This is a genomic window from Flavobacteriales bacterium (assembly GCA_019694795.1).
Classification (GTDB): domain Bacteria; phylum Bacteroidota; class Bacteroidia; order Flavobacteriales_D; family UBA2798; genus UBA2798.
In genome coordinates this window covers 1-20,965 of sequence record JAIBBF010000012.1, presented here as the reverse complement: position 1 = coordinate 20,965, position 20,965 = coordinate 1, and the positions used below count along the sequence as shown (strand labels likewise).

Annotated in this window: 17 protein-coding genes; 10 read left to right on the top strand and 7 right to left on the bottom strand. The window is 41.0% G+C overall.

Translation table 11 applies throughout. The features are described 5' to 3' along the window. The first annotated feature begins 48 nt into the window (after positions 1 to 48). Entirely contained in the window at positions 49 to 1,608 is a 1,560-nt protein-coding gene (locus K1X56_05830) for a hypothetical protein (protein ID MBX7094221.1), read from the top strand. Here K1X56_05830 and K1X56_05825 read toward each other — a convergent pair. From K1X56_05825 to K1X56_05815, 3 genes are read right to left on the bottom strand one after another with little or no spacing between them, the layout of a single operon-like run. Further along, positions 1,589 to 2,353 (bottom strand): helical backbone metal receptor, encoded by a 765-nt coding sequence (locus K1X56_05825; GenBank protein ID MBX7094220.1) that lies wholly within the window; start codon positions 2,351 to 2,353, stop codon positions 1,589 to 1,591. The genes K1X56_05830 and K1X56_05825 overlap by 20 nt on opposite strands. Further along, positions 2,353 to 3,717 (bottom strand): pyridoxal-phosphate dependent enzyme, encoded by a 1,365-nt coding sequence (locus K1X56_05820; protein MBX7094219.1) that lies wholly within the window; start codon positions 3,715 to 3,717, stop codon positions 2,353 to 2,355. The genes K1X56_05825 and K1X56_05820 overlap by 1 nt, the downstream gene beginning before the upstream one ends. A gap of 45 nt (positions 3,718 to 3,762) precedes the next feature. Beyond that, a complete protein-coding gene (locus K1X56_05815) occupies positions 3,763 to 4,452 on the bottom strand; it encodes a TetR/AcrR family transcriptional regulator (GenBank protein ID MBX7094218.1) in 690 nt (229 codons plus the stop codon). Between the two features lie 119 nt (positions 4,453 to 4,571). On the opposite strand from K1X56_05815, the gene K1X56_05810 reads away from it, so the two are divergent. Genes K1X56_05810 through K1X56_05795 form a run of 4 tightly spaced genes read left to right on the top strand, consistent with a single transcriptional unit; the run spans position 4,572 to position 8,094 of the window. Next, positions 4,572 to 6,008, top strand: coding sequence for an NADP-dependent isocitrate dehydrogenase (locus tag K1X56_05810; protein MBX7094217.1), 1,437 nt, complete (start codon positions 4,572 to 4,574; stop codon positions 6,006 to 6,008). Then, a complete protein-coding gene (locus K1X56_05805; GenBank protein MBX7094216.1) occupies positions 6,008 to 6,859 on the top strand; it encodes a hypothetical protein in 852 nt (283 codons plus the stop codon). Before K1X56_05810 ends, K1X56_05805 begins: the two co-directional genes overlap by 1 nt. 3 nt (positions 6,860 to 6,862) lie before the next feature. After that, on the top strand, positions 6,863 to 7,828 hold the full coding sequence (locus K1X56_05800) for a threonylcarbamoyl-AMP synthase (protein ID MBX7094215.1): 966 nt from the start codon (positions 6,863 to 6,865) through the stop codon (positions 7,826 to 7,828). Next, positions 7,825 to 8,094, top strand: a complete 270-nt coding sequence (locus K1X56_05795) for a hypothetical protein (GenBank protein MBX7094214.1) — start codon at positions 7,825 to 7,827, stop codon at positions 8,092 to 8,094. The genes K1X56_05800 and K1X56_05795 overlap by 4 nt, the downstream gene beginning before the upstream one ends. Here K1X56_05795 and K1X56_05790 read toward each other — a convergent pair. Further along, complete coding sequence (locus K1X56_05790) at positions 8,091 to 9,713, bottom strand: ABC transporter permease (GenBank protein MBX7094213.1); 1,623 nt, start codon at positions 9,711 to 9,713, stop codon at positions 8,091 to 8,093. The two genes, K1X56_05795 and K1X56_05790, sit on opposite strands and share 4 nt — an antisense overlap. Positions 9,714 to 9,778: 65 nt before the next feature. On the opposite strand from K1X56_05790, the gene K1X56_05785 reads away from it, so the two are divergent. The 5 genes from K1X56_05785 (at position 9,779) to K1X56_05765 (ending at position 16,915) form a co-directional block, all read left to right on the top strand. Then, positions 9,779 to 11,026 carry a DUF1343 domain-containing protein gene (locus K1X56_05785; protein ID MBX7094212.1) on the top strand — a complete coding sequence of 416 codons (1,248 nt, stop codon included), beginning with the start codon at positions 9,779 to 9,781 and terminating at the stop codon, positions 11,024 to 11,026. Positions 11,027 to 11,123: 97 nt separating this feature from the next. Then, complete coding sequence (pheT, locus tag K1X56_05780) at positions 11,124 to 13,562, top strand: phenylalanine--tRNA ligase subunit beta (GenBank protein ID MBX7094211.1); 2,439 nt, start codon at positions 11,124 to 11,126, stop codon at positions 13,560 to 13,562. 1 nt (position 13,563) lies between these two features. Continuing rightward, positions 13,564 to 14,883, top strand: coding sequence for a 1-acyl-sn-glycerol-3-phosphate acyltransferase (locus K1X56_05775; protein MBX7094210.1), 1,320 nt, complete (start codon positions 13,564 to 13,566; stop codon positions 14,881 to 14,883). Positions 14,884 to 14,912: 29 nt separating this feature from the next. Further along, positions 14,913 to 16,013 (top strand): hypothetical protein, encoded by a 1,101-nt coding sequence (locus K1X56_05770; GenBank protein ID MBX7094209.1) that lies wholly within the window; start codon positions 14,913 to 14,915, stop codon positions 16,011 to 16,013. Continuing rightward, complete coding sequence (locus K1X56_05765) at positions 16,013 to 16,915, top strand: nuclear transport factor 2 family protein (GenBank protein ID MBX7094208.1); 903 nt, start codon at positions 16,013 to 16,015, stop codon at positions 16,913 to 16,915. Before K1X56_05770 ends, K1X56_05765 begins: the two co-directional genes overlap by 1 nt. 2 nt (positions 16,916 to 16,917) lie before the next feature. On the opposite strand, the gene K1X56_05760 is transcribed toward K1X56_05765, so the two are convergent. From K1X56_05760 to K1X56_05750, 3 genes are all read right to left on the bottom strand, one after another. Then, positions 16,918 to 19,362 carry a TonB-dependent receptor gene (locus K1X56_05760; protein ID MBX7094207.1) on the bottom strand — a complete coding sequence of 815 codons (2,445 nt, stop codon included), beginning with the start codon at positions 19,360 to 19,362 and terminating at the stop codon, positions 16,918 to 16,920. Between the two features lie 87 nt (positions 19,363 to 19,449). Next, positions 19,450 to 20,064: a class I SAM-dependent methyltransferase gene (locus tag K1X56_05755; protein MBX7094206.1), complete on the bottom strand. Its 615-nt coding sequence runs from the start codon at positions 20,062 to 20,064 to the stop codon at positions 19,450 to 19,452. Positions 20,065 to 20,116: 52 nt separating this feature from the next. Then, the coding region (locus K1X56_05750) for a gliding motility-associated C-terminal domain-containing protein (protein ID MBX7094205.1) at positions 20,117 to 20,965 on the bottom strand (849 nt) is incomplete at its 5' end.

The following is a 20,965-nucleotide window of genomic DNA, read 5'->3' as shown; positions in this document are numbered from 1 at the left end:
TGATATAATTCACCATTTTCCATTAATTTAGCAGAAACAGCACCAAAAATGGTTAGTAAGGTATTCCGCATCATCTTTATCTCGGTATTGCTTTTTGCCAATGCATTTGCCTATTTCATTGCCTATTCTCCCAATGAACCCAAACATCTGGCTTATATTCCGGGCAACGCCATGATGGTGTTTTCCGTGAATACCAAGAATATTGCGGGTTCCTTAACGTATAGCTTCCTGTTTAACCAGGAAGAATTTTCGTCGCTGGTGGATCAGGAAACCGAGGGTGGACCGGATTGGAGTAAGAATGTAAACAACGGATTGAATCTATTTGGCAGAATGACCATTCTGATGGTCCCGGGTGGAGATGGTGAATTGCCTGCTTCTGTTATATTGAGCGATATTTCTTCTCACGACAGATTGCAATCCTTTTTACAGGAAAACGGTGGCACCATTGAAGATCTGGATGAAAAAAATCATTATTCTGCTCAAGGGAATAGCGCTTTTGCATTTAACGATGAAGTGGCAGTAATAATTTTGGGTCCCGAAAAAGAGGAAAGCAAAAAGAAATTGGCGATTTCCATTTTGAATAAAACAATTCCTTCCGAAAAAGAATGGTTTTCCGTTTCCGATCCGAACGATTTCACTATGGTGTTGAAACCAGGAATAGAAAAAATGGATCAGGCTCCTGCATTAAAAGGAATGATTGGAAGTTTTATTCATTCATTGGGATTGTCGGGAAATTTCAAGGAAGAGAATATCGATATGCGTTATTCGATGACCACCGATCCGGAATTACTTGCCGATGCTTCTACGGTATTTCAAATGCATGAACATACGAGCGATATTCCACAAGAATTACAGGAAGGTATTTTCAGATTGCAATTAACGTTTGAACCTGCACGTTGGGTGGAGTGGATTAAAAAAGGCGATTTACTCAATATACCGGATTCTCTTGAAGCAAAACTTTATGATGGACTCCAGTCTTCTTTAGGCAATCATTTCATTCTTGAAGTGGATGGTTGTCGCATTTTACGCATCGATACCGATACCAATAGTGCAGCAGGATTAAAATCGCTTCCGGTTCCTGATTTTAAAGCAGGATTTGAATTGCGTAATCCTGAAACCGCAAAAGCCTTGCTGGAACAATTACGTGCAGATAGCTTGATTCGTCCGGATAGCGGAGGTGTTTATTCCTATACTACTCCTTTTGATATCGATTATCATTTTACGGTGATTGGAAACACCTTGTGTATGTCGACCACCGACCGTTACATCACGGATCCTGCCAGTCAGTTTCATGGATTTTCGAATTATTTTTATTTCAACGTGAGCCATTTTATTGAAGCTATCCCCATGGAATCTCCATTCGGATTTATGATCCGTGGTGTTATGGAAGAAGTGGCTACGGTTCATTATGGATTCGGATATTCGGTAGGAACAGAGGCGAACACCATGAAGTGGGAAGGGAAGTTGTTTTATAACGACAAAAAGAAACATTCTCTGATTGAAACGGTTCGCTTTTTGCAAGCCGTGGGATCGATGTTTGTCGGGTCTTCTGAAACGCCTGCTGATGAAGAATTACCGGAGGAAGAAATCAGTGATGAAGCATTGTAAAATAGCTGGCCGATTTCATTAAACGCGATCCGTACCAGGAAAATAATTCTCCGTCGACCAACCTCGTTTTAATTCCGCTTTGTTGCTCTATTTCCGCTCGTGTAGTTTCGTTGAAAGGAAAAGGTTCTGTGGAAAGAAAAATCTGATCGGGATTTAACTCATTAATTTCTCTCATCGTGATTTCCGGATATCTCTCTGTTAAAATGCTATTATGAAATCCGGCTTGTTTAATCATCGCATCGATAAAGGTGTTTTTTCCCACAGCCATAAATGGATCCTTCCAAATCAGGTATAGAATACGATCCTGCGATTGCTGAGTATGGGTTTGAAAGGATGTTTTTATGTTCTGCACCAATTGTTCTCCTTCACTTTTTCTATGGCATAATTCAGCCACTGCGCTAATCATGTTGAGTGCATCTTCCAGCGTGTTTACATCACTCATCCAAAGCGGAAAATCACGTTCAAGTTGTTCGATCTGCTCTTTTACGTTCTCTTCTTTATTACCAATGATTAAATCAGGTTTTAACTGCTGAATTTTTTCAATGTTCAGTTGTTTTGTTCCGCCAATTCGTTCCACTGAGCGGTACATATCACCAGGGTGAATGCAAAATTTGGTGATGCCGACTAATTCTTTTTTTAATCCCAAATCCCAAATCAATTCCGATTGCGAGGGCACCAAAGAAACAATGCGTTTCGGAGGACTTTCCAAAACGCATCGCCGGTTCATCTGGTCGATGTACATCATCAACAAAGTGCTTTAATGATATCGTATTGGGTAATGATATAAACTTTATCGCTTTTGAAGTCCTTAACCATTACTGCGGGTGTTTTTTCGGAAATCATTTTTGCAAGATCTTCCAATGGAGTGGTAATGTCGACAAACGGAAAGGCGTGTTCCATTACCACTTCAACGGCCTGATCTTTTACTTTCGGATCGCGTACAATGGCATTGTATAATGCATTTTCGGAAAGCGAACCAATGATTCTACGATCGGAAGTAACCGGAATTTGTGAGTAATTGTTTTTGCTCATGATTTCGATGGCCTTGCTTACTTTCTCAGAAGCTTCAATCGAAACCACATCACTTTCTTTGCGTGTTCCAACAAGATCAAGTGCAGTCATTCCTGTTTTATCCAGGAATCCTTTTTCGCGCATCCAATCATCGTTGAACATTTTACCTACATAACGGGATCCGTGGTCGTGGAAGATAACTACCACTACATCTCCGGGTTTGAATTTGTCTTTCATTTGGAGTAAGCCACCAATAGCTGCACCGGCTGAATTTCCAACCCAAATTCCTTCTTTCTTTACAATCTCACGCGTGTACACGGCTGCGTCGCGGTCGGTCACTTTTTCAAAGTGATCAATGATGCTGAAATCGACATTTTCCGGCAGAAAATCTTCACCGATACCTTCGGTGATGTAGGGATAAATTTCATTCTTATCGAAGATACCGGTCTCCTTGTATTTTTTAAATACAGAACCATAGGTGTCAATTCCGTATACTTTGATGTTTGGATTTTTTTCTTTGAGGTATTTTCCTGTTCCGCAAATGGTACCTCCGGTTCCTACGCCCACAACCAGGTGTGTAATTTTCCCTTGTGTTTGTTCCCAGATTTCGGGACCCGTAGTTTCGTAGTGTGCGCGTGCATTGGAGGGATTATCGTACTGATTCGCTTTCCAGGAATTAGGTACTTCATTAACCAATCGCGATGATACTGAATAATACGAACGCGGATCTTCGGGATCAACGTCAGTTGGACAAACAATCACTTCTGCACCGAATGCGCGAAGTGCGTCAACTTTTTCTTTGGATTGTTTATCGGTTGTTGTAAAAATGCATTTATACCCTTTAATGATAGCTGCAATGGCCAATCCCATTCCCGTATTTCCGCTGGTGCCCTCAATAATGGTTCCTCCGGGTTTTAATAATCCTGCTTTTTCGGCATCTTCTACCATTTTAAGCGCCATTCGGTCTTTAATGGAATTACCCGGATTAAAGGTTTCCACTTTTGCATAAATGGTTGCAGGAAAATCACCGGCTACTTTGTTCAGTTTTACCATTGGGGTGTGACCAATAGCTTCAAGGATATTATTGCAGACTTTCATAGATAGGTTTATGAAGGTCAAAATTAAGAATATTCTCGAATAGTTCTATTTGAGCGGTATTTTGAGGTGCAGACTCGAAAAGATGATGTGTTTCAGGTATTCTCTTAAATGATCAATGGATTTTTCCTTTCCGAAATCTGTAAGTGAGGGTAAGTGCTGCATAAAGAAATACTGTGTATGCGACATCTCCAATAAAGTGCTTGCCAGAGAGCGGGGATATTTAAATTTTGGATTCGCTTCCGACAAAATTCCGGCAATGCGTCCGCATAAATCTTTATACGGTTTAAACATTTGGTTTTTGTTATTGCTGTTTACTTCCTTATTGAGGTAAATTTTATTGCTTTCCGAAATCACAATGTGATAAAGCGCCAAACGATCGTAATCTACGCCGGCAATTTGTGTTTCTGCGGGTCTGCAGAGATGATCGATAATGGTCGCTAATTTCTTATCGGCACGGGTGATGGAGGCCGTTGATAAGATGATGCTGTATTCGGTAAGGGTCCAGTACCAGGTGACGATATAAATCAACAGCCTTTGTTTATTTTCAAAATACTTGTAAATGGCGGCCTCGGTGGATCCGATTTTTTCGGCCAGTTTTCTGAAGGTGAATTGCTCAAATCCCATTTTATTGATCAAGGCAATTCCCTCACGGATAATTTTTTTTCCCAAAGGACTCGATTCCGGGTCCTTAAGAAAAAGCTTCTCATTCATTTTTATTTTTACCTGTAATTCCATGTCAGCCAGTTTGTTAAGCAATTCTCTTTGTTAAAAGTAACACTTTTTTAAACAAATAGATAGCCTTTTTGTTTGGTTAGTAATACTAACTAAATATAAAGGAATAAAAACAAGGTGCTATGAAACAAAAAATTGCAGTTGCAAAAGGCGATGGAATTGGTCCTGAAATCATGGACTCCGTTTTAACGGTTTTTCGTTCTGCTCAGGTTCCGTTAGACTATGAACTGGTAGAAATGGGGAAATCGGTTTTTGAAAAAGGTTTTTCCAATGGAATGACTCCCGAAGCGGCCAAAACGGTAGAAGACCTGGGAATCTTGTTTAAGGGTCCGATGGAAACACCAAAGGGAAAAGGTGTTAAGAGTATTAATGTAACAGCACGAAAGGTGTGGAATACGTATGCCAACAAGCGGGTATTTCGTTCGCTGAATGGTGTTGAAACGGTTTTCTCCAAAGCGGGAATTCCCATCGATATGATTGTGGTTCGCGAAAATATTGAAGATACCTATGGCGGAATTGAACATATGCTTACACCGGATGTAGCACTTTGCAGACGATTTATTACGCGGCCAGGTTCATTACAGGTTCATCGTTACGCATTTGAAATGGCAAGGGCAGAGGGGCGTAAAAAAGTGACCTGCGGACACAAAGCCAACATCATGAAAATTACGGATGGATTGTTTCTGGAAACCTTTTATGAAGTAGCCAAAGAATATCCCGAAATCATCGCCAATGATATTATCGTGGATGATTTATCGATGAAGCTGGTTTCGAAACCGCATGAGTTCGATGTGGTGGTCCTGCCCAATTTGCAGGGCGATATTGTTTCGGATTTATGCGCCGGTTTGGTGGGCGGACTCGGTTTTGCTCCCTCGGCAAATATTGGGGAACATATTTCAATCTTTGAGGCCGTACATGGAACTGCACCGGATATTGCCGGGAAAGGTTTAGCCAATCCAACGGCATTACTGATCAGCGGAATTATGATGTTGCGTCACTTAGAATTGCATACCTGGGCAGATCGCATTTCAGCGGCATTATTTTCTGCGCTGGAGGATGGATATCATACGGCGGATTTTGGATCTGATCCGAAGAAAAAATGCAGCACCGAAGAATTTACTGCGGTTATTTGCTCGCGTTTAGAAGGAGGAATCATTCCTGAAAAAACAGAATGGCAAAAACCAACAGGCAGAACACAAAATAAAATTCTGAAAACAAAATTCCCGAAAGAAAGCAAATGTGTGGGAGTAGATTTCTTTGTGGAATCGGTGATGCAACCTGCTGATGTAGCCGCTTATTTTCAAAAACATTTCGGTTCGGAATTGAATCTGGTTACCATGAGTAACCGCGGTACACAGGTATATCCTAAAGGATCAGTATTTACGGATTGCATCGATCAATACCGCGTTCGGATTCAGAAAACAGATCAGTCAGAAATGTCGTCGGATGAAATTCTGCACCTGGCTTCGAAAATTTCTTCGGGCATGAAGATTTGTTCGCTGGAATGGTTAATGAATTACGACGGCGTTAATGCATTTTCACTTGCGCAGGGTCAATAATGGAATACTGGAAGGATAGAAAAATATTTTTTGTAACCGCTCATCAAAAAGAGGAGATCGTCCGCGATTTATTTGAACATGAATTGCAAATGAAGGTTGAATCGTGCAAAGTGGATACCGATAGGTATGGGACATTTTCGGGTGATGTGGAACGCGAAGGATCGCAGGAGGAGGTTCTTGTGCGGAAGGCAAAAGAAGCGGCGGAGAAATTCGGGAAGGAGCATATTTATTTATCCAGTGAGGGAGCATTTTATCCTTCTCCCCGGATTCCTTTTGTAAATGAAAACACAGAAATGTTGTTTCTGTACGACCCGCTTCGAAATGTGGAAATAAAAGCGGTGTATGTCACTTTGAATGTGAAATTTTTACAAGAGGACATTCAACTTTCCATTCCTGAACAAGCGCTGAAAAAATTCGGATTTCCTCAGGAAGGAATTATTCTGAAAGGATTTACAGAATCGAATCAATGCGTTATTGTGCGGAAAAATTTCGAGTCCATTGCTCAATTGGAAGAGGAATTTCAAATGGAGCGGGTTGTTCATCCGCAATTGAAATGGCGACTCGAATCCGATATGCGTGCTCATAAGAATTCGGTGCGGAGAATGGCCATTTTAAATTGTGCGGAACACTTGATTCAAAAAATGAAATCGCTTTGTCCGCAATGTTCGCATACGGGATTTAGCGTGACGAAAAATGAATATGGACTTCCGTGTTCCTGGTGTGGTACGCCTACCGACCTGTTGAAAAAGGAAATTTTCTCCTGTTCAAAATGTGGCTATTCCAATGAAATTAATTTTCCCCGTGGAATTGAATATGCCGATCCCGGAAATTGTTATCACTGTAATCCATAACTAATGAAAATCGGAATTGATACTGAATATGCAGCTGAAGTTTTAACTCATGGTGGGTTAGTGGGTATTCCCACAGAAACGGTTTATGGATTGGCAGGTAATGCTACAGATGAACATGTGGTTAAGAAAATATTTAAAGCAAAAAATCGTCCATCTTACGACCCGCTCATCGTTCATCTTCATGCAGTGGAAGAAGTGAAAAAATATGTACGCGATTGTCCGGATGAATTGTATGATGTAGCCCATCATTTTTGGCCGGGACCATTAACCATTTTGCTTCCTAAAAAGAGTACCATTCCCGATTGCACTACTTCCGGCTCTGAACTTGTCGGACTCCGCGTTCCGAATCACGCACTCACGCTGGATTTGTTACGAAGAATTCCATTTCCACTTGCAGCACCAAGTGCCAATCCCTTTTCATATATCAGTCCCACCACCGCACAACATGTCTTAGATCAGCTTTCTGATCAGGTCGATTATATTCTGGATGGTGGTCCCTGCGGTATTGGGGTTGAATCCACCATTGTCAGTTACCTGGACGGAAAATTAAAAATTCACCGCGAAGGAGGAATTAGCCGTGAAGCGTTTGAATCGTATGGCATAAAAACGTGGAACGGAACTGCTGCAACCATGGCGAATGTCCCCGGTAATTTTTTTAAACATTATTCTCCATTAACGCCGGTGCAAATTATTGATGCTGTAAATGAGATTCCGGTTAATGTTCATGAATCGGGACTCATTTATTTTGGCGATTCCATGAATGTTTCCGGATTTAAAGAAGTATTGAATATTTCGCCTCAGGGTAATCTCAACGAATGTGCACGGAATTTGTTTGGTGCAATGCGAAACATGGATCGGATGAATTTAAACTGTATTTACATTATGAAATTTCCCGATCGGGAAATAGGTCGCGCATTAAACGACCGGATAGAAAGGGCTGCTGTAAAACGAAAAATTAAATCAACATGAAAATAAAATTCCCTATTGTAACCGGAAGGTATGAAGCTTCGCGGGCGGCTGAACTGATTAAAATTCTTGTTCAGGCTAAAATTAATTTTCATTCTTCGGTAATGAAAGATGAGAAGAGTCCCGAAGAAAACATTTTACATGCCGAGCGCCGCATTCAGGATTTGCAAAAATTTTTGAATGAAACGCTGCTTCTATTGGAAGCCGAAAGTCAAAAAGGAAACCGCATCGATATGGAGGCTGTGCTCGATATGGAGCTGGAACCTTAATCGAAACGGATGGCTTTTATCGGACTAATCCGACTAACAAACCAGGCCGGTAACAACAGCGTAACGAGACAAATTACCAATGTGCCTGCGTTCAGTAATAGAATATGTAGAGGATTTAGGTAAATAGGAACTGTGTCGATAAAGTAGGTGCTTTGATCCAGTCCTAAAAATCCGGTTTGGTGTTGGAGCAGGGCGAGTCCCACACCCAATATATTTCCGATCACTAATCCTTTTCCAATGAGAATAGCCCCGTTGTAAAAAAATGTTTTCTGCAACATTGCATTATCTCCACCCAATGCTTTAAGTAATCCAATCATATTGGTTCGCTCCAGAATCATCACCAGTAAGGTGGAACACATATTGATCAGCGAAACAAGAAGCATCAATGTTAAAATCACCCAAACATTAATGTTTAAATACGAAAGCCATTGAAATAAATCGGGATTTAATTCTTTAATGGTTTTGGTTTTGAATTCGGGACCAATGTGTTTGTAAATAAAATCATCTGCTTTTTCCAGATCATCCCAATTGTTTAACAACACTTCAAAGCCTCCGGTATAATAGCGGGAACTTCCGCCGGAATTACGCATTTTAGCAATGACGTTTAAGCCCGGATGGTGATATACAAAATGGGTGTCGCCCGCACTTTCCACTTCGGGATTGCTCATTAATTCAAATTCCATTCCCGGTACGATTTTCGGGTAATAACTTAACTGCAGCCAGGCGGTATCCGGGATGTAATTTATTTTTTCTTCACCCGGACGAACATTGAATGGATCATCTGCAGGATTTTGGGATACAACAACCCGAATGATCGTATCTCTTCCCGGTTTTATTAATAATAATGGGTTTGAAGAATATCCTCCTCCAAAATCATAAAGATAATTTCCACCACCTTTTCCTGCTGCTTCAATAATTAAGTAATCATCTTTTACATCATTGCGTACATAGCACATGGCTTCAATTCCCCATGCATTTAATTTTCGAATGTGATTGATGTCGATAAACACAAATTGTTTGTCGTACTCATCCATTCCACTGTGATATATTCCCACAATACGAAATCTGCGTTCGCGTGGTGCATTGTTGTTGATGAAATAGGTGAAAACCGTGTCGTCAATTTTTAGTTTGAGCCGGTCTGCCTGTGTTTGGGAAATCAGAATTTCATTGGATAAACTGTCGGAATGCAAATGAAGCAATCGTCCCTCCACCAAACATTCACTTAAAAATGCCGTATCGTAATCAGTACTAATTCCTTTGGTGACTACCCCCTGAATTTCGCGTTTGTAATTGCCTTCCTGATCCTGCGTCTGCGATTGCATCATGGCAGGTTTCAGTGCGTAGATATGAATGTTTTTTACCTCGGGTTCTTCGTTCAGTTCAGGGTAAAATTCCTGATTTACCGGCACGGGATTGGTTTCGAGGGATTCGTTGGAATTAAAAGCGGTGATTTGAATATGAGACCCGAAACCAATAACTTTATTGCGAATCTCTTGCTGGAATCCGGTAACGATGGCAACGGAAAGAATCATCACGGCTATGCCCAGTGCAATGCTCCAAACGGAAATACGCATAACGGGACGCGCATAGCGGTGTGCGCCTTTTTCCTGTTTTAGCATGCGTTTTGCTATGTACCAGCTTATGTTCAATGGATATGAATAATACACGAAAATACAGATTAGGAATGAAATTCATTCTTTTACTTGCAAGCCTGCCCGGTTTTCTTTGGGCCTGCAACACTTCATCACCCTTTAAGGGTGAAAAAAAACCATTGGCGCTACCGGTGGATGAGGGGACCCCCGCGACTGTAAAAACTGAGGTAATTCTTGAAACAGGAGCCATGCAAACGGCGCTTTATTTTCCTGAATTAAAGGGTAAAAATATAGCAGTTGTGGCTAATCAGACTTCCATGATTGGATCGGTGCACCTGGTGGATAGTTTGCACAATGCTGGTTTTTCCATTCAAAAAGTATTTGCACTCGAGCATGGGTTCCGTGGTGAAGTGCAGGCTGGGGAGCATATTTCCAATGGAAAAGATGCCAAAACGGGAATTCCGATTGTTTCGCTCTATGGAAATAACAAAAAACCTAAGGCCGAAGTGCTGCGCGATGTGGATGTAATTCTCTTCGATATTCAGGATGTGGGTGCACGGTTTTACACCTACATTTCATCCTTGCATTACATTATGGAATCGGCGCTTGAAAACAAGAAAAAGGTCATTGTACTTGACCGTCCGAATCCCAATGGATTTTACGTGGATGGTCCTGTTTTAAATCCTAAACATAAATCCTTCGTTGGCATGCATCCCGTTCCCATTGTGCATGGAATGACCATTGGCGAATATGCCCAAATGATCAATGGCGAAGGCTGGTTGGAAAGCGGCGGAAAATGTGATTTGCAAATTATTCCCTGTAAAGGATATGATCATAATACCCTGTATGAATTACCGGTTAAACCCTCACCTAATCTGGTGAATGCCGTTTCTGTTTATTTATATCCCACCCTGTGCTTGTTCGAAGGCACCAATGTGAGTGTGGGGAGGGGGACCGATTTTCCCTTTCAGGTGATTGGTATGCCGGGATTTGAAAAGGGAACTTTTTCATTTACGCCTCACTCGGTGGCAGCTGCGAAAAAACCTCCGTTTATGGATCAGGAATGCAAAGGCTTCGATTTGAGGGATAGTTCGATTGTTATTCTGCATGAGAAAAAAATTCATCTGCAATGGTTATTGCAGTTGTATAGGGATTGTCCCGATAAATCTACCTTTTTCGAATCGGGAAATATGTTTGTTTTGCTATCGGGCGGACCCGAATTACGCAAGTTGATGGAGGCCGGAAAAAACGAGCAGGAAATCAGGGACTCCTGGGCTCCCGGATTGGAAAAGTTCAAGGCGATGCGTAAGAAATACCTGCTCTATCCCGACTTTGAATAATTTTTTTGGGTCTTTTTTGAAAAAATAATCCTCAGCCGACTCTTCTTCGCTTTCGGGTGGTGCAGGAATTGTTATTTTTGTCGAAATACCCTTTTCCATGAATATTTCTCTCTCCTGGCTGAACCATTATTTAAAAACGGATTTGAGTCCCGATGAACTTTCGGTGATTCTAACGGATATTGGATTGGAAGTTGAAAGTCTGGAAAAGTTCGAATCGGTAAAGGGCGGACTTGAAGGTCTTGTTGTTGGTGAAGTTTTAACTCGCGAAAAACATCCGGATGCAGATCGTTTAAGTATCACCACGGTGAATGTTGGAGAAGCAGAAGCATTGCAAATTGTTTGCGGCGCTCCCAATGTTGCTGCAGGGCAGAAAGTAATTGTAGCCTTGAATGGCGCAAAATTATATCCTGCAGAAGGAGATCCTTTCGTTATTAAGAAAAGTAAAATCCGGGGTGTTGAATCCAACGGGATGATTTGTGCTGAAGATGAAATTGGATTAGGTAAGAGTCATGATGGTATCATGGTTTTACGTGAGGATGCCAAGGTAGGGACTCCAGCTGCTTCGTATTTTAATCTTGAAAATGATCTGGTTTATTCCATTGGTTTAACGCCTAATCGTGTGGATGCTGCTTCGCATTACGGTGTTGCACGTGATGTACATGCGGCATTGCGTTCTCGTGGAATTCATGCTGAGCTTTTGTTTCCTGAACATCACCATTTCGGAAAGGGAAATGGATCGCTTTCCATTCATGTAAAAGTGGAAGCGCAAGAGGCTTGCCGTCGTTATGCAGGACTTTGTCTCACGGGAATAAAAGTTGCTCCATCTCCTGAATGGTTGCAGAATAAATTAAAAGCAATCGGTTTACGTCCCATTAACAACGTAGTTGATATTACCAATTTTGTATTGCATGAATTGGGTCACCCGCTGCATGCGTTTGATGCTGATAAAATAAAGGGCAAAACAATCATTGTAAAAAAATCTTTGGCGGGTAAAAAATTTGTATCGCTTGATGAACAAGAGCGCACCTTGCACGATTTCGATACGATGATTTGCAATAGTGAAGAAGAAATGTGTATTGCCGGTGTATTCGGCGGTTTGCATTCCGGTGTGAATGATGCTACTCAAAATATATTTTTAGAATCGGCCTGGTTTCATCCTTCGCATGTTCGTAAAACTGCAAAATCGCATGGGATCAATACCGATTCTTCATTCCGTTTTGAGCGTGGTGCTGATCCTGAAATGGTAATTCCTGCATTAAAGCGTGCTGCTTCCTTAATGGTTGAGTACTGCGGTGCACAAATTGCTTCAGATTTGGTGGATGTTTATCCTCAACCGATTCTTGCTCATGAAGTGGAGTATGATCTGGATGCGGCTGATCGTTTAATCGGTATGGCTATTCCGGAAGAAAAAACGGCTTCCATTTTAAAATACTTAGATATCACCATTGGTGAAAAGCGAGGACGTGTTTGGAGTTTATCTGTTCCTGCATTCCGCGTGGATGTACAACGTCAGGCAGATGTGGTGGAAGAAATTTTGCGTATTTACGGATACAATGAAATTCCGCTTCCTGCAAGGATGTCGGCCAGTTTAAATCATGTTGCAGGTGTAGATAAAGATTCCATGCGTCACGCGGTTTCCGATTTATTGGTGGCCAACGGATTTTATGAGATCATGTCGAATTCTCTCACTAAGAGTGATTATGTTCAGATTGCTTCCAATGATCAAATGCGGGATGAATGGAATGTGCGTTTGCTGAATCCGCTGAGCTCTGAACTGGATGTGATGCGTCAGACCATGTTGTTTGGCGGACTCGAATCCATTCTTCATAATGTAAATCGTCAGCACAGCGATCTTAAACTGATCGAATTCGGAAAAGTTTATTTTAAACGAAACGATAAATACGAGGAGAATTACCGACTTGCTATTTTCCTAAGCGGAAAAAAAGAAGAAGAACGATGGAATTCGTCAAAGGATGCCGTTTCATTCTACACGATTAAGGCTACGGTCCAGTTGGTGTTTGAGAAGTTGGGATTGTTCTCCGCCTTGCGGTACACTGCTTTATCAGGTGGAGTATTGGAAGATGGACTTAACATCGAAATTGCGAAAAAGAAAGTGGGAGAAATGGGTTGGGTACGTTCGGATATTTTGAAAAAATGTGATATCAAACAAGCCGTATTTTATGCCGATATCGATTGGGATATGGTGATGTCGCTCATGCACATGAATAAAGTGAAGTACAAAGAAATTTCCCGTTTCCCATCGGTGCGCAGGGATTTGTCCTTATTGCTTAATAAAGAAGTCCGTTTTGCAGATATCGAACAATTGGCTTTACAAACCGAACGAAAATTATTGCGTGAAGTAGGATTGTTTGATGTGTATGAAGGAAAAAATCTCGCTGAAGGGAAAAAATCCTATGCGGTGCATTTTATTCTTCAGGACGAAGAGCAGACGCTCACGGATACCGTGATTGAAAAAACCATGGAGAAAATCCGCAAGACATTAGAAGAAAAATTAGGAGCTGAATTACGTTCGTGATATGCGTGTAACCGGAAAAACTAAACTTTACAGTTTCCTGTATCCTCACATGAATTTCATGGTGAAGCGTTTTTACAGGCAATTCCGTGCGAAGGGATTTGAAAAAATTTCAGGCGAAGATTCGGTCATACTTGCACCCAATCACCAAAACGCTTTTATGGATGCCATCGTTTTATTGGATGGATTGGGACGAAAAAATCAGTTGAGTTACCTGGTGCGCGCTTCCATTTTTAAGAAACCGGTTGTAGCTAAATTGTTGCACAGCATCAATATGCTTCCGGTTTACCGAAAAGATTATGATGGCGTAGAGAACATGGATAAGAATGATGAAGTGTTCGATAATTGCAAATACCTGCTGGAGAATAAACGTCCACTGATGATTTTTCCGGAGGCAACACATCATTTAAAACGTCGTTTGATTCCGCTGAAAAAAGGTATAACACGTATCGCTTTTGGAGCTGATGAAGCGAATCAGTTTAAATTAAACATCAAAATTTATCCGATTGGAATCAATTATTCCAACGCTCAGTATTACTACGAAGATGTATTGGTGATGGTAGGCGAGCCGATTGAGCTGAAGGATTATTATGAAGTGTATAAGGAAAGTCCGGCTAAAGCCCATATCGCCATCAAATTTGAGCTGGAAAAACGCATGCGTGAATTGATGATTGATATTCGGTCGGACGAATACTATCACCTGATTGACCACTTGTGCTGGATTGATGTAAACAATGCAGGACTAGATGATTTCGAGGAAGTATTTCACCGGTCGAAAAAATTAATTGCACGGGCGGAATCCTATTTGAAAAAGGACGACAACGAAGCGCATCAAATGCAACAAATGTCCATTGAATATTTTTCCTCCCTTGATCGGGAAGGATTAAAGGATAAAGATTTTTCTCCATGGGCCGATCGCTTTAATCTGGCATTGGAAGTTGTGGCTGCATTGATCTTTTCGCCGCTACTGGCTTTTGGTGCGCTGCATCTTTTTCCTGCCATGCTTGTACCTCACCGGGTGGTGAAAAATAAAATTAAAGATCCCGGATTCAGAAGTTCGGTAAAAGTGGCGCTTGCTGCTTTTATTTTGCCTGTTATTCATATTGTAATGGCCAGTATCATTTGCATGGTATACGATTCATTTATGGCGGGATTTATGTATTGGCTGGCTATGGTGTTAACGGCCGAACTGGTTTTGTTTTTCTACAACCGGTGGAACAGAATTTTACGATTTATTAAGGTGGGTCGATTAAAAAAAGAAGGAAAAGCAGATGTGTTTTACAAACAACGTGAAACCCTCAGTGCTTTTATTTCCCGTTTTTAATCAGGCCCGATATTTGATTTAGTCCCTTTATGAAGACACTTATTTCCGGAATTGCATTCCTTTTCCTGTTCAGCCTGCAGCTGATGGCTCAGGATAGCCTGAAGTTTACATTGGCCGATTTTTATAACAGCAACCCACTGCTGGATGCTAAAGTGGAGCAGGTGTTCAATTCCATTCCCGATGGTATACGCGTTGCGCAAATGATTATGCCAGCAGCCGGTAAATTAGGAAAGAGTACAGAGCATGTATCGCGATTAATCCGTGAAGGAAAAATCGGTGGAGCAATTTTATTAAATGGAACAAAAACCTTGTTCAAAAAACTGGCGCACGATTTTGATTCTACTGCACTGGCAAATGGAGGATTACCGCTGTTATTTTCTGCCGATGCAGAATTGAGTCTGATCAACATGAAAATTAAAGAAACTCAAAAGGTAAAATACGCGAATAAAATTCGGTCCATTGAAACACTGCAAAAGGAAACAATGAAAATTTGCACGGAATTAAATCAAATGGGCATTCAATGGAATTTTGCTCCGGTGGTAGACCTCTCTCCGAATGCAACGGTTAGCTTCAGAAGTTTTGGACTGAACAAAGACACTATCATTCAATTCTCTGATGAGTTTATTCGACTGAGTCAGAAAAATAACATTGTAGCCACCGCAAAACATTTTCCGGGTCACGGTTACGTCACCGGTGATACACACAAACAATTGGTGTTTATTGATGGTGAAATGAAAGAAGTAGATGTGTACAAACCACTGATAAAAAATGGCGTGATTTCGATTATGGTGGGACATATCGCCGTTAAAAATAATCCGAAATACAATACCGATGGATTACCTTCTACCGTGTCGAAAGTCATAGTAAGCGGACTCCTTCGCGGTGATTTAGGTTTCAAGGGAATCATTATTACTGATGCCATGGGAATGGGAGGAGTTGCCAGTGTTCCGCATTGTGGATTAAAGGCAGCTCAAGCAGGTTGCGATGTGATATTGATGCCTAAAGATGAAGACGAAGTGCATGCAGATATTATGGCCGAAATTCAAAAAGATGAAAATTTCAAAACGCAGGTTTACGAGAGTGTAAAACGAATCATTCGCCTTAAGATCTGTCTTGGAATGATAAAATGATGAAGCTTAAATTTTTCATATTTATTTTTTTCGCTGCCTGTCATTCAGCTTTTGCTCAAGCACAACAAGCCTCTGGCAATGTGATGGAGGTGAAAAAAGTCATTCAACAGTTATTCGATGCCATGCGCGTGGGCGACAGCACCATGTTGCGGACCTGTTTTGCTCCATCTGCATTATTGTTTACCGTTGAAGAACCCCGACAGGGAGAATACGTGGTGAATAAAGGAAGTGTCACTGATTTTTGTCGTGCAGTAGGAACACCGCATCCTGAAATGTGGAATGAAGTCCCGGTGAGCTGGACGATTAAAATTGATGGGGGATTTTCTTCGGTTTGGACCGACTACGAATTTTATCTCGGAAAAAAATATTTGCATTGCGGTGCCAACGCTTTTCACTTGGTGAAATTGAAGGAAGGTTGGAAGATTATTAATATTACGGATACCCGCCGGACAGATTGTGGTCAATCCGGAAAAGGAATTTCTTCCACCGAAAAGCGGAATCCGTTTGAAGTTGAGATTAACAAGCAAATGGACGAATGGCATATGGCGGCCGCAACAGGCGATGAGGATTTTTTCTTCGCATTGATGGATGAAGATTTTTATTATCTCGGTACAGAGAAAGGCGAACGCTGGGATAAAAAATCGTTTTATGATTTTGCTATTCCCTATTTCAAACGCAAAGAAGGCGCATGGAAATTTAAAGCGACCTCGCGTCAAATTTATTTTACCGACGATTTATCCTATGCCTGGTTCGAAGAAACACTCGATACCTGGATGGGCGTTTGCCGGGGTACAGGGGTTTTAAAAAATGATGCAGGACAATGGAAATTGAAACATTATAACCTCTGCGTTACGGTTAACAACGACAAAATCCAGGATTTTATTAAGATAAAACCAAATTGATTTTATCTTCCGTTTCCACCTTTTTTAATTCGATCAATTTCATCATTCGCTCCACCTTCTTTTCGCTGGTATTGCGCTTTTGAATTGCCGAATTTATACGAGAAAGAAACTGTATATACACGTGAGTCGTTCCATGCATTCATTTGAATATCCATGTTTTCATACACTACACTTCCGCGGAAACGGCTTTTCCACATTAAGTCGGATGCGCTTACTTTAATGGTTCCTTTTTCTTTTAAAATTTTCTTTTGTAATCCAACGGTGATGTTCGACATCGGTTTCATGGTGAATATTCCGTAAACCTGACGCGACATATAAAATGCGGTGATTTCTGCTCCCCATCCTTTTTTAAATTGAAGCTGATTCATGGAGTTCACCATAAACGACCACATTCCCAAATCGAAATTATCGCCATTGTTATTAATGCTACCCTGATAACGATTATGGTATGCCGTAATAAAATTCATGCTGGTCCACCATTTAGCAATCGGCACCGGTAACATGGTAGAGATGGTCCAGTTTTCTAAACTGTTCAGGTTTTTATTGGTAGCATACGTTGTTCGTGTAGAATCCACTTGATAGGTCACCTGGGTAATGACACCTTCCGTTTTCGAATAGCCAACGGTAGTGCTTAAAAATCCGAGGTAGGTATGACTTAATTCAAAACTATTGGTGTATTGGGGTAACAATAAAGTGTTCCCCTGCATAAAGGTATAGGGATCGAGGAAGTATAAAAATGGATTCAGATCCTGGTAATCCGGACGATCGATTCTTCGGCTGTAGGTAAAATTCAGATCGTGTTTTTTATTGAGTTTGTAATTCAATACACCACTTGGGAATAATTTTGTGTAATGGCGTTCGAAGGTAGAATCGATGGTGATTTGCTCACCGAGTGCATTGGTGTTTTCAACGCGCAAACCAAATTGTAGCTGAAGTTTTTCGCTGAATTCGAATTGTCCGTTTAAATATGCCGCATTGATGTTCTCGGTGTATTTAAAGTGATTGGTTTTGGTGGTGTCCACATATTCAATTCCACTCACCACATTATAATATTGCGCATTGTTATCGGTGGTGACATAACTCGATTTTAAACCGGCTTCTAAACGGAATTTTTTACTGATCGTTTTCGAGAAATCTATTTTTCCACTTTTAATATCAACGTGCGAGGGAAGCTGACTACGCAGAAAATAGGGTGCGCCTAAATAGGAGCCCAAACTATCATAATAAAGTGTAGTAAAATTTTGCGGATTGTTCTGATCGAAAACGGCATAATCGAGATTTGCAGTGAGTTCTGTTCCGCTGGAATCCATTACCCATTTATAATTGAGGTTGGCAGAAACATTGCTCCATTTTTGAGTGGAGACGCCATGTGTATACGAAGACGAAATAGGTTCTCCGCCGGGTCCTGAAATATACGTGTGGTTGCTATTCGAATTACCACCTGCATTTCCGATTCCATTTACAAAAATTCCGATGTTGTGCTTTTTATTGGGGAAAAAGTCAATACCAACTTTTCCGGTATGCGTTTGCGATGAATCGCGTCCAAATGAAGATTGATTAAAAATACTTTCAATCTGATCATTCACTCTGAATTTACGCGTAAGTTCAAACCATCCGGCAGAACTTCTGTTGTTGTAATTATAGGAGCCGAAAAAATTCCATTTTTCTAAACGGTAATTCATATTAAAACCCGCATTGTAACGAGCGTAAAAACCCTGACTATAACCTGCCTGCGCAGATCCGTTTAAACCGAGGTTCTGGTTTTTTTTCATTACAATATTGATAATTCCACCCTGACCAGCTGCATCGTAACGCGCACTTGGATTGGTAATGATTTCAATTTTTTCTACCTGATCGGCCGGTAAATTCGATAACATGTTAGAGATATCCTGACTCGATAAATAAGTTGGTTTTCCATCAATCATAATGGTGAGTCCGGATTTACCCTTCAAGGAAATATTTCCATCTTTATCCACCATTACACCGGGAGATCGTTTTAATACTTCCAATGCGGTATTTCCTGCTGCTACAATGGAGTTTTCTACATTCACTACGGTTTTATCGAAATGCTTCTCAATAAATGGTTTTTGTGCTACAACCGAAACTTCATCGAGCGTGGATGTTCCCTCCGCTAAAATCTGAGTTCCCGCATTAAATTCCGTTTGCGATTCATTCAGTTCAAAGGCTTGTGAATAGGATTTTTCATAACCAATAAACGAGAACATCAATAGATATTTTCCGAATGCTATTTCTTCGAGTGTAAATTTCCCGCTTTCATCAGTAACACTTCCTTTAACTAATGAAGAGTCGGAAGCTTGCAATAATAAAACGTTGGCATAGGGAACAGGACTCCCTTTTGAATCATTTAATGTACCATTTACATTTCCTGTTTGAGAAAATGAAAATAAGGGGAAAACAGTCAGAACGACCAAAACAAATATTCGCATGCTTGTAGTTTTAACGAAGTCTATAAAACGTTACAAACCTACGAGCATTTCCATCATGCCTATGTTGAAATGTGATGAGCGGTAGAATCAGGGCTGAACGGCTATCATTTGAACTACGGCACCTTCACCGCGGTGGTATTTACCTTCTTCGAATGATGCTGTTGTTTCGTTGAGTGCTAAAATGTTTAGGGATTTAAAATCTTCCTCCAATTCTTTTTTAGATAAAAGAAAATCAAGATTTTTTGGTCCGCCCGCAGCCGGATTTTTACTATTTATTTCCAATTGTTCTTTTCGGTAAGCTTCCAGAATTATTTTTCCTCCCGGTTGTAGTAATTGAGCTGAAGCTTTTTGAATTTTCCTGCGTTCCATTTCCGGTAATTGAGCAAAAATGAAAACAATCAAATCGAATTTTTCATTTTTAAAATTTAAATCATCCCATTCACCAACTTCATACACTAAACTTGTTTGAAGTTTTTCTGCGAGTTGCATGGCTTTCTTTTTTCCTTCTTCGCTCCAGTCGTATGCAAAAACCTCCCAACCTTTTGTAGCAGCATATACGGCATTTCGACCTTCTCCTTCTGCAATAAACAAGGCTTTTCCTTTCCGCTCAATTTTATCTATTTCATTTTTAAAAAAATGATTGGGTGTTTCACCATAAGCAAATTCAGCTTCGGCATAGCGTTGATTCCAGAAATCTTTCATGATTTTTTTTGGTAAAGAAAATAAAATGCAACTAATCACTTTGTGATGTTCATCACCTGATTAAGGTGAAATGACCGCGGACCACCCGATCAATATCTTCCCAGTCGCGATAGGTGATTTGGTACACATATACATCCTGCGGACACCATCTTCCGTTATTGCGCGTTCCATCCCATCCGTCTTGCGTGTTGGTGGTCACGAAAATGGGTTGTCCCCAGCGATCGTAAATTATCAATTCGTAATTCGTTACATCAAACACCTGAGGTTTCCACATTTCATTTTTTCCATCACCATTGGGTGAAAATGCATTTGGTGCAAAGATGGTGGTCATTCCCTCTACAAAAATCGTTGTGGCTGCCGAATCGGTGCATCCGAATTCGTTCGTTGCAATTTGCCAGATCACATGTTCGCCGGAGGTGAGGAATGTAGTGCCGGCCTGACTCGAATCGGTGGCGCTTGCTCCATTATCGAAATACATGGTTTGCGTAATGGCACCGGAGGATTGATCAAAGGCGGTGAAATTGGCATACCAAATACTTGCCGAAGGAGGATCTGCAGAAATTCCTGCGCTTGGTCGCGGATGTACAACAATGGCATCGGGAATGGAAAATGTTTGTGTGTTTACGCAAATGGAGTCGACCGAAATGGTAACGCTTAAATCATACGATCCGGGATTGTTATAAATGTGCGTTGGATTGGCTAAAACGGAATTCGTTCCATCGCCAAAATTCCAAACCGTAGAAATTGTTCCCCATGCAAATGAAGTGTTATTGAATTGCACGGCATAAGGTGCACATCCGTCTTCCGGTGGATATGTAAAGCTAAATTGTGGTAATGGGAATACCGTAACCGGAGTTTGCACGCTTTCCGTACAGCCGAATTCACTTACGGTAACTTGAGC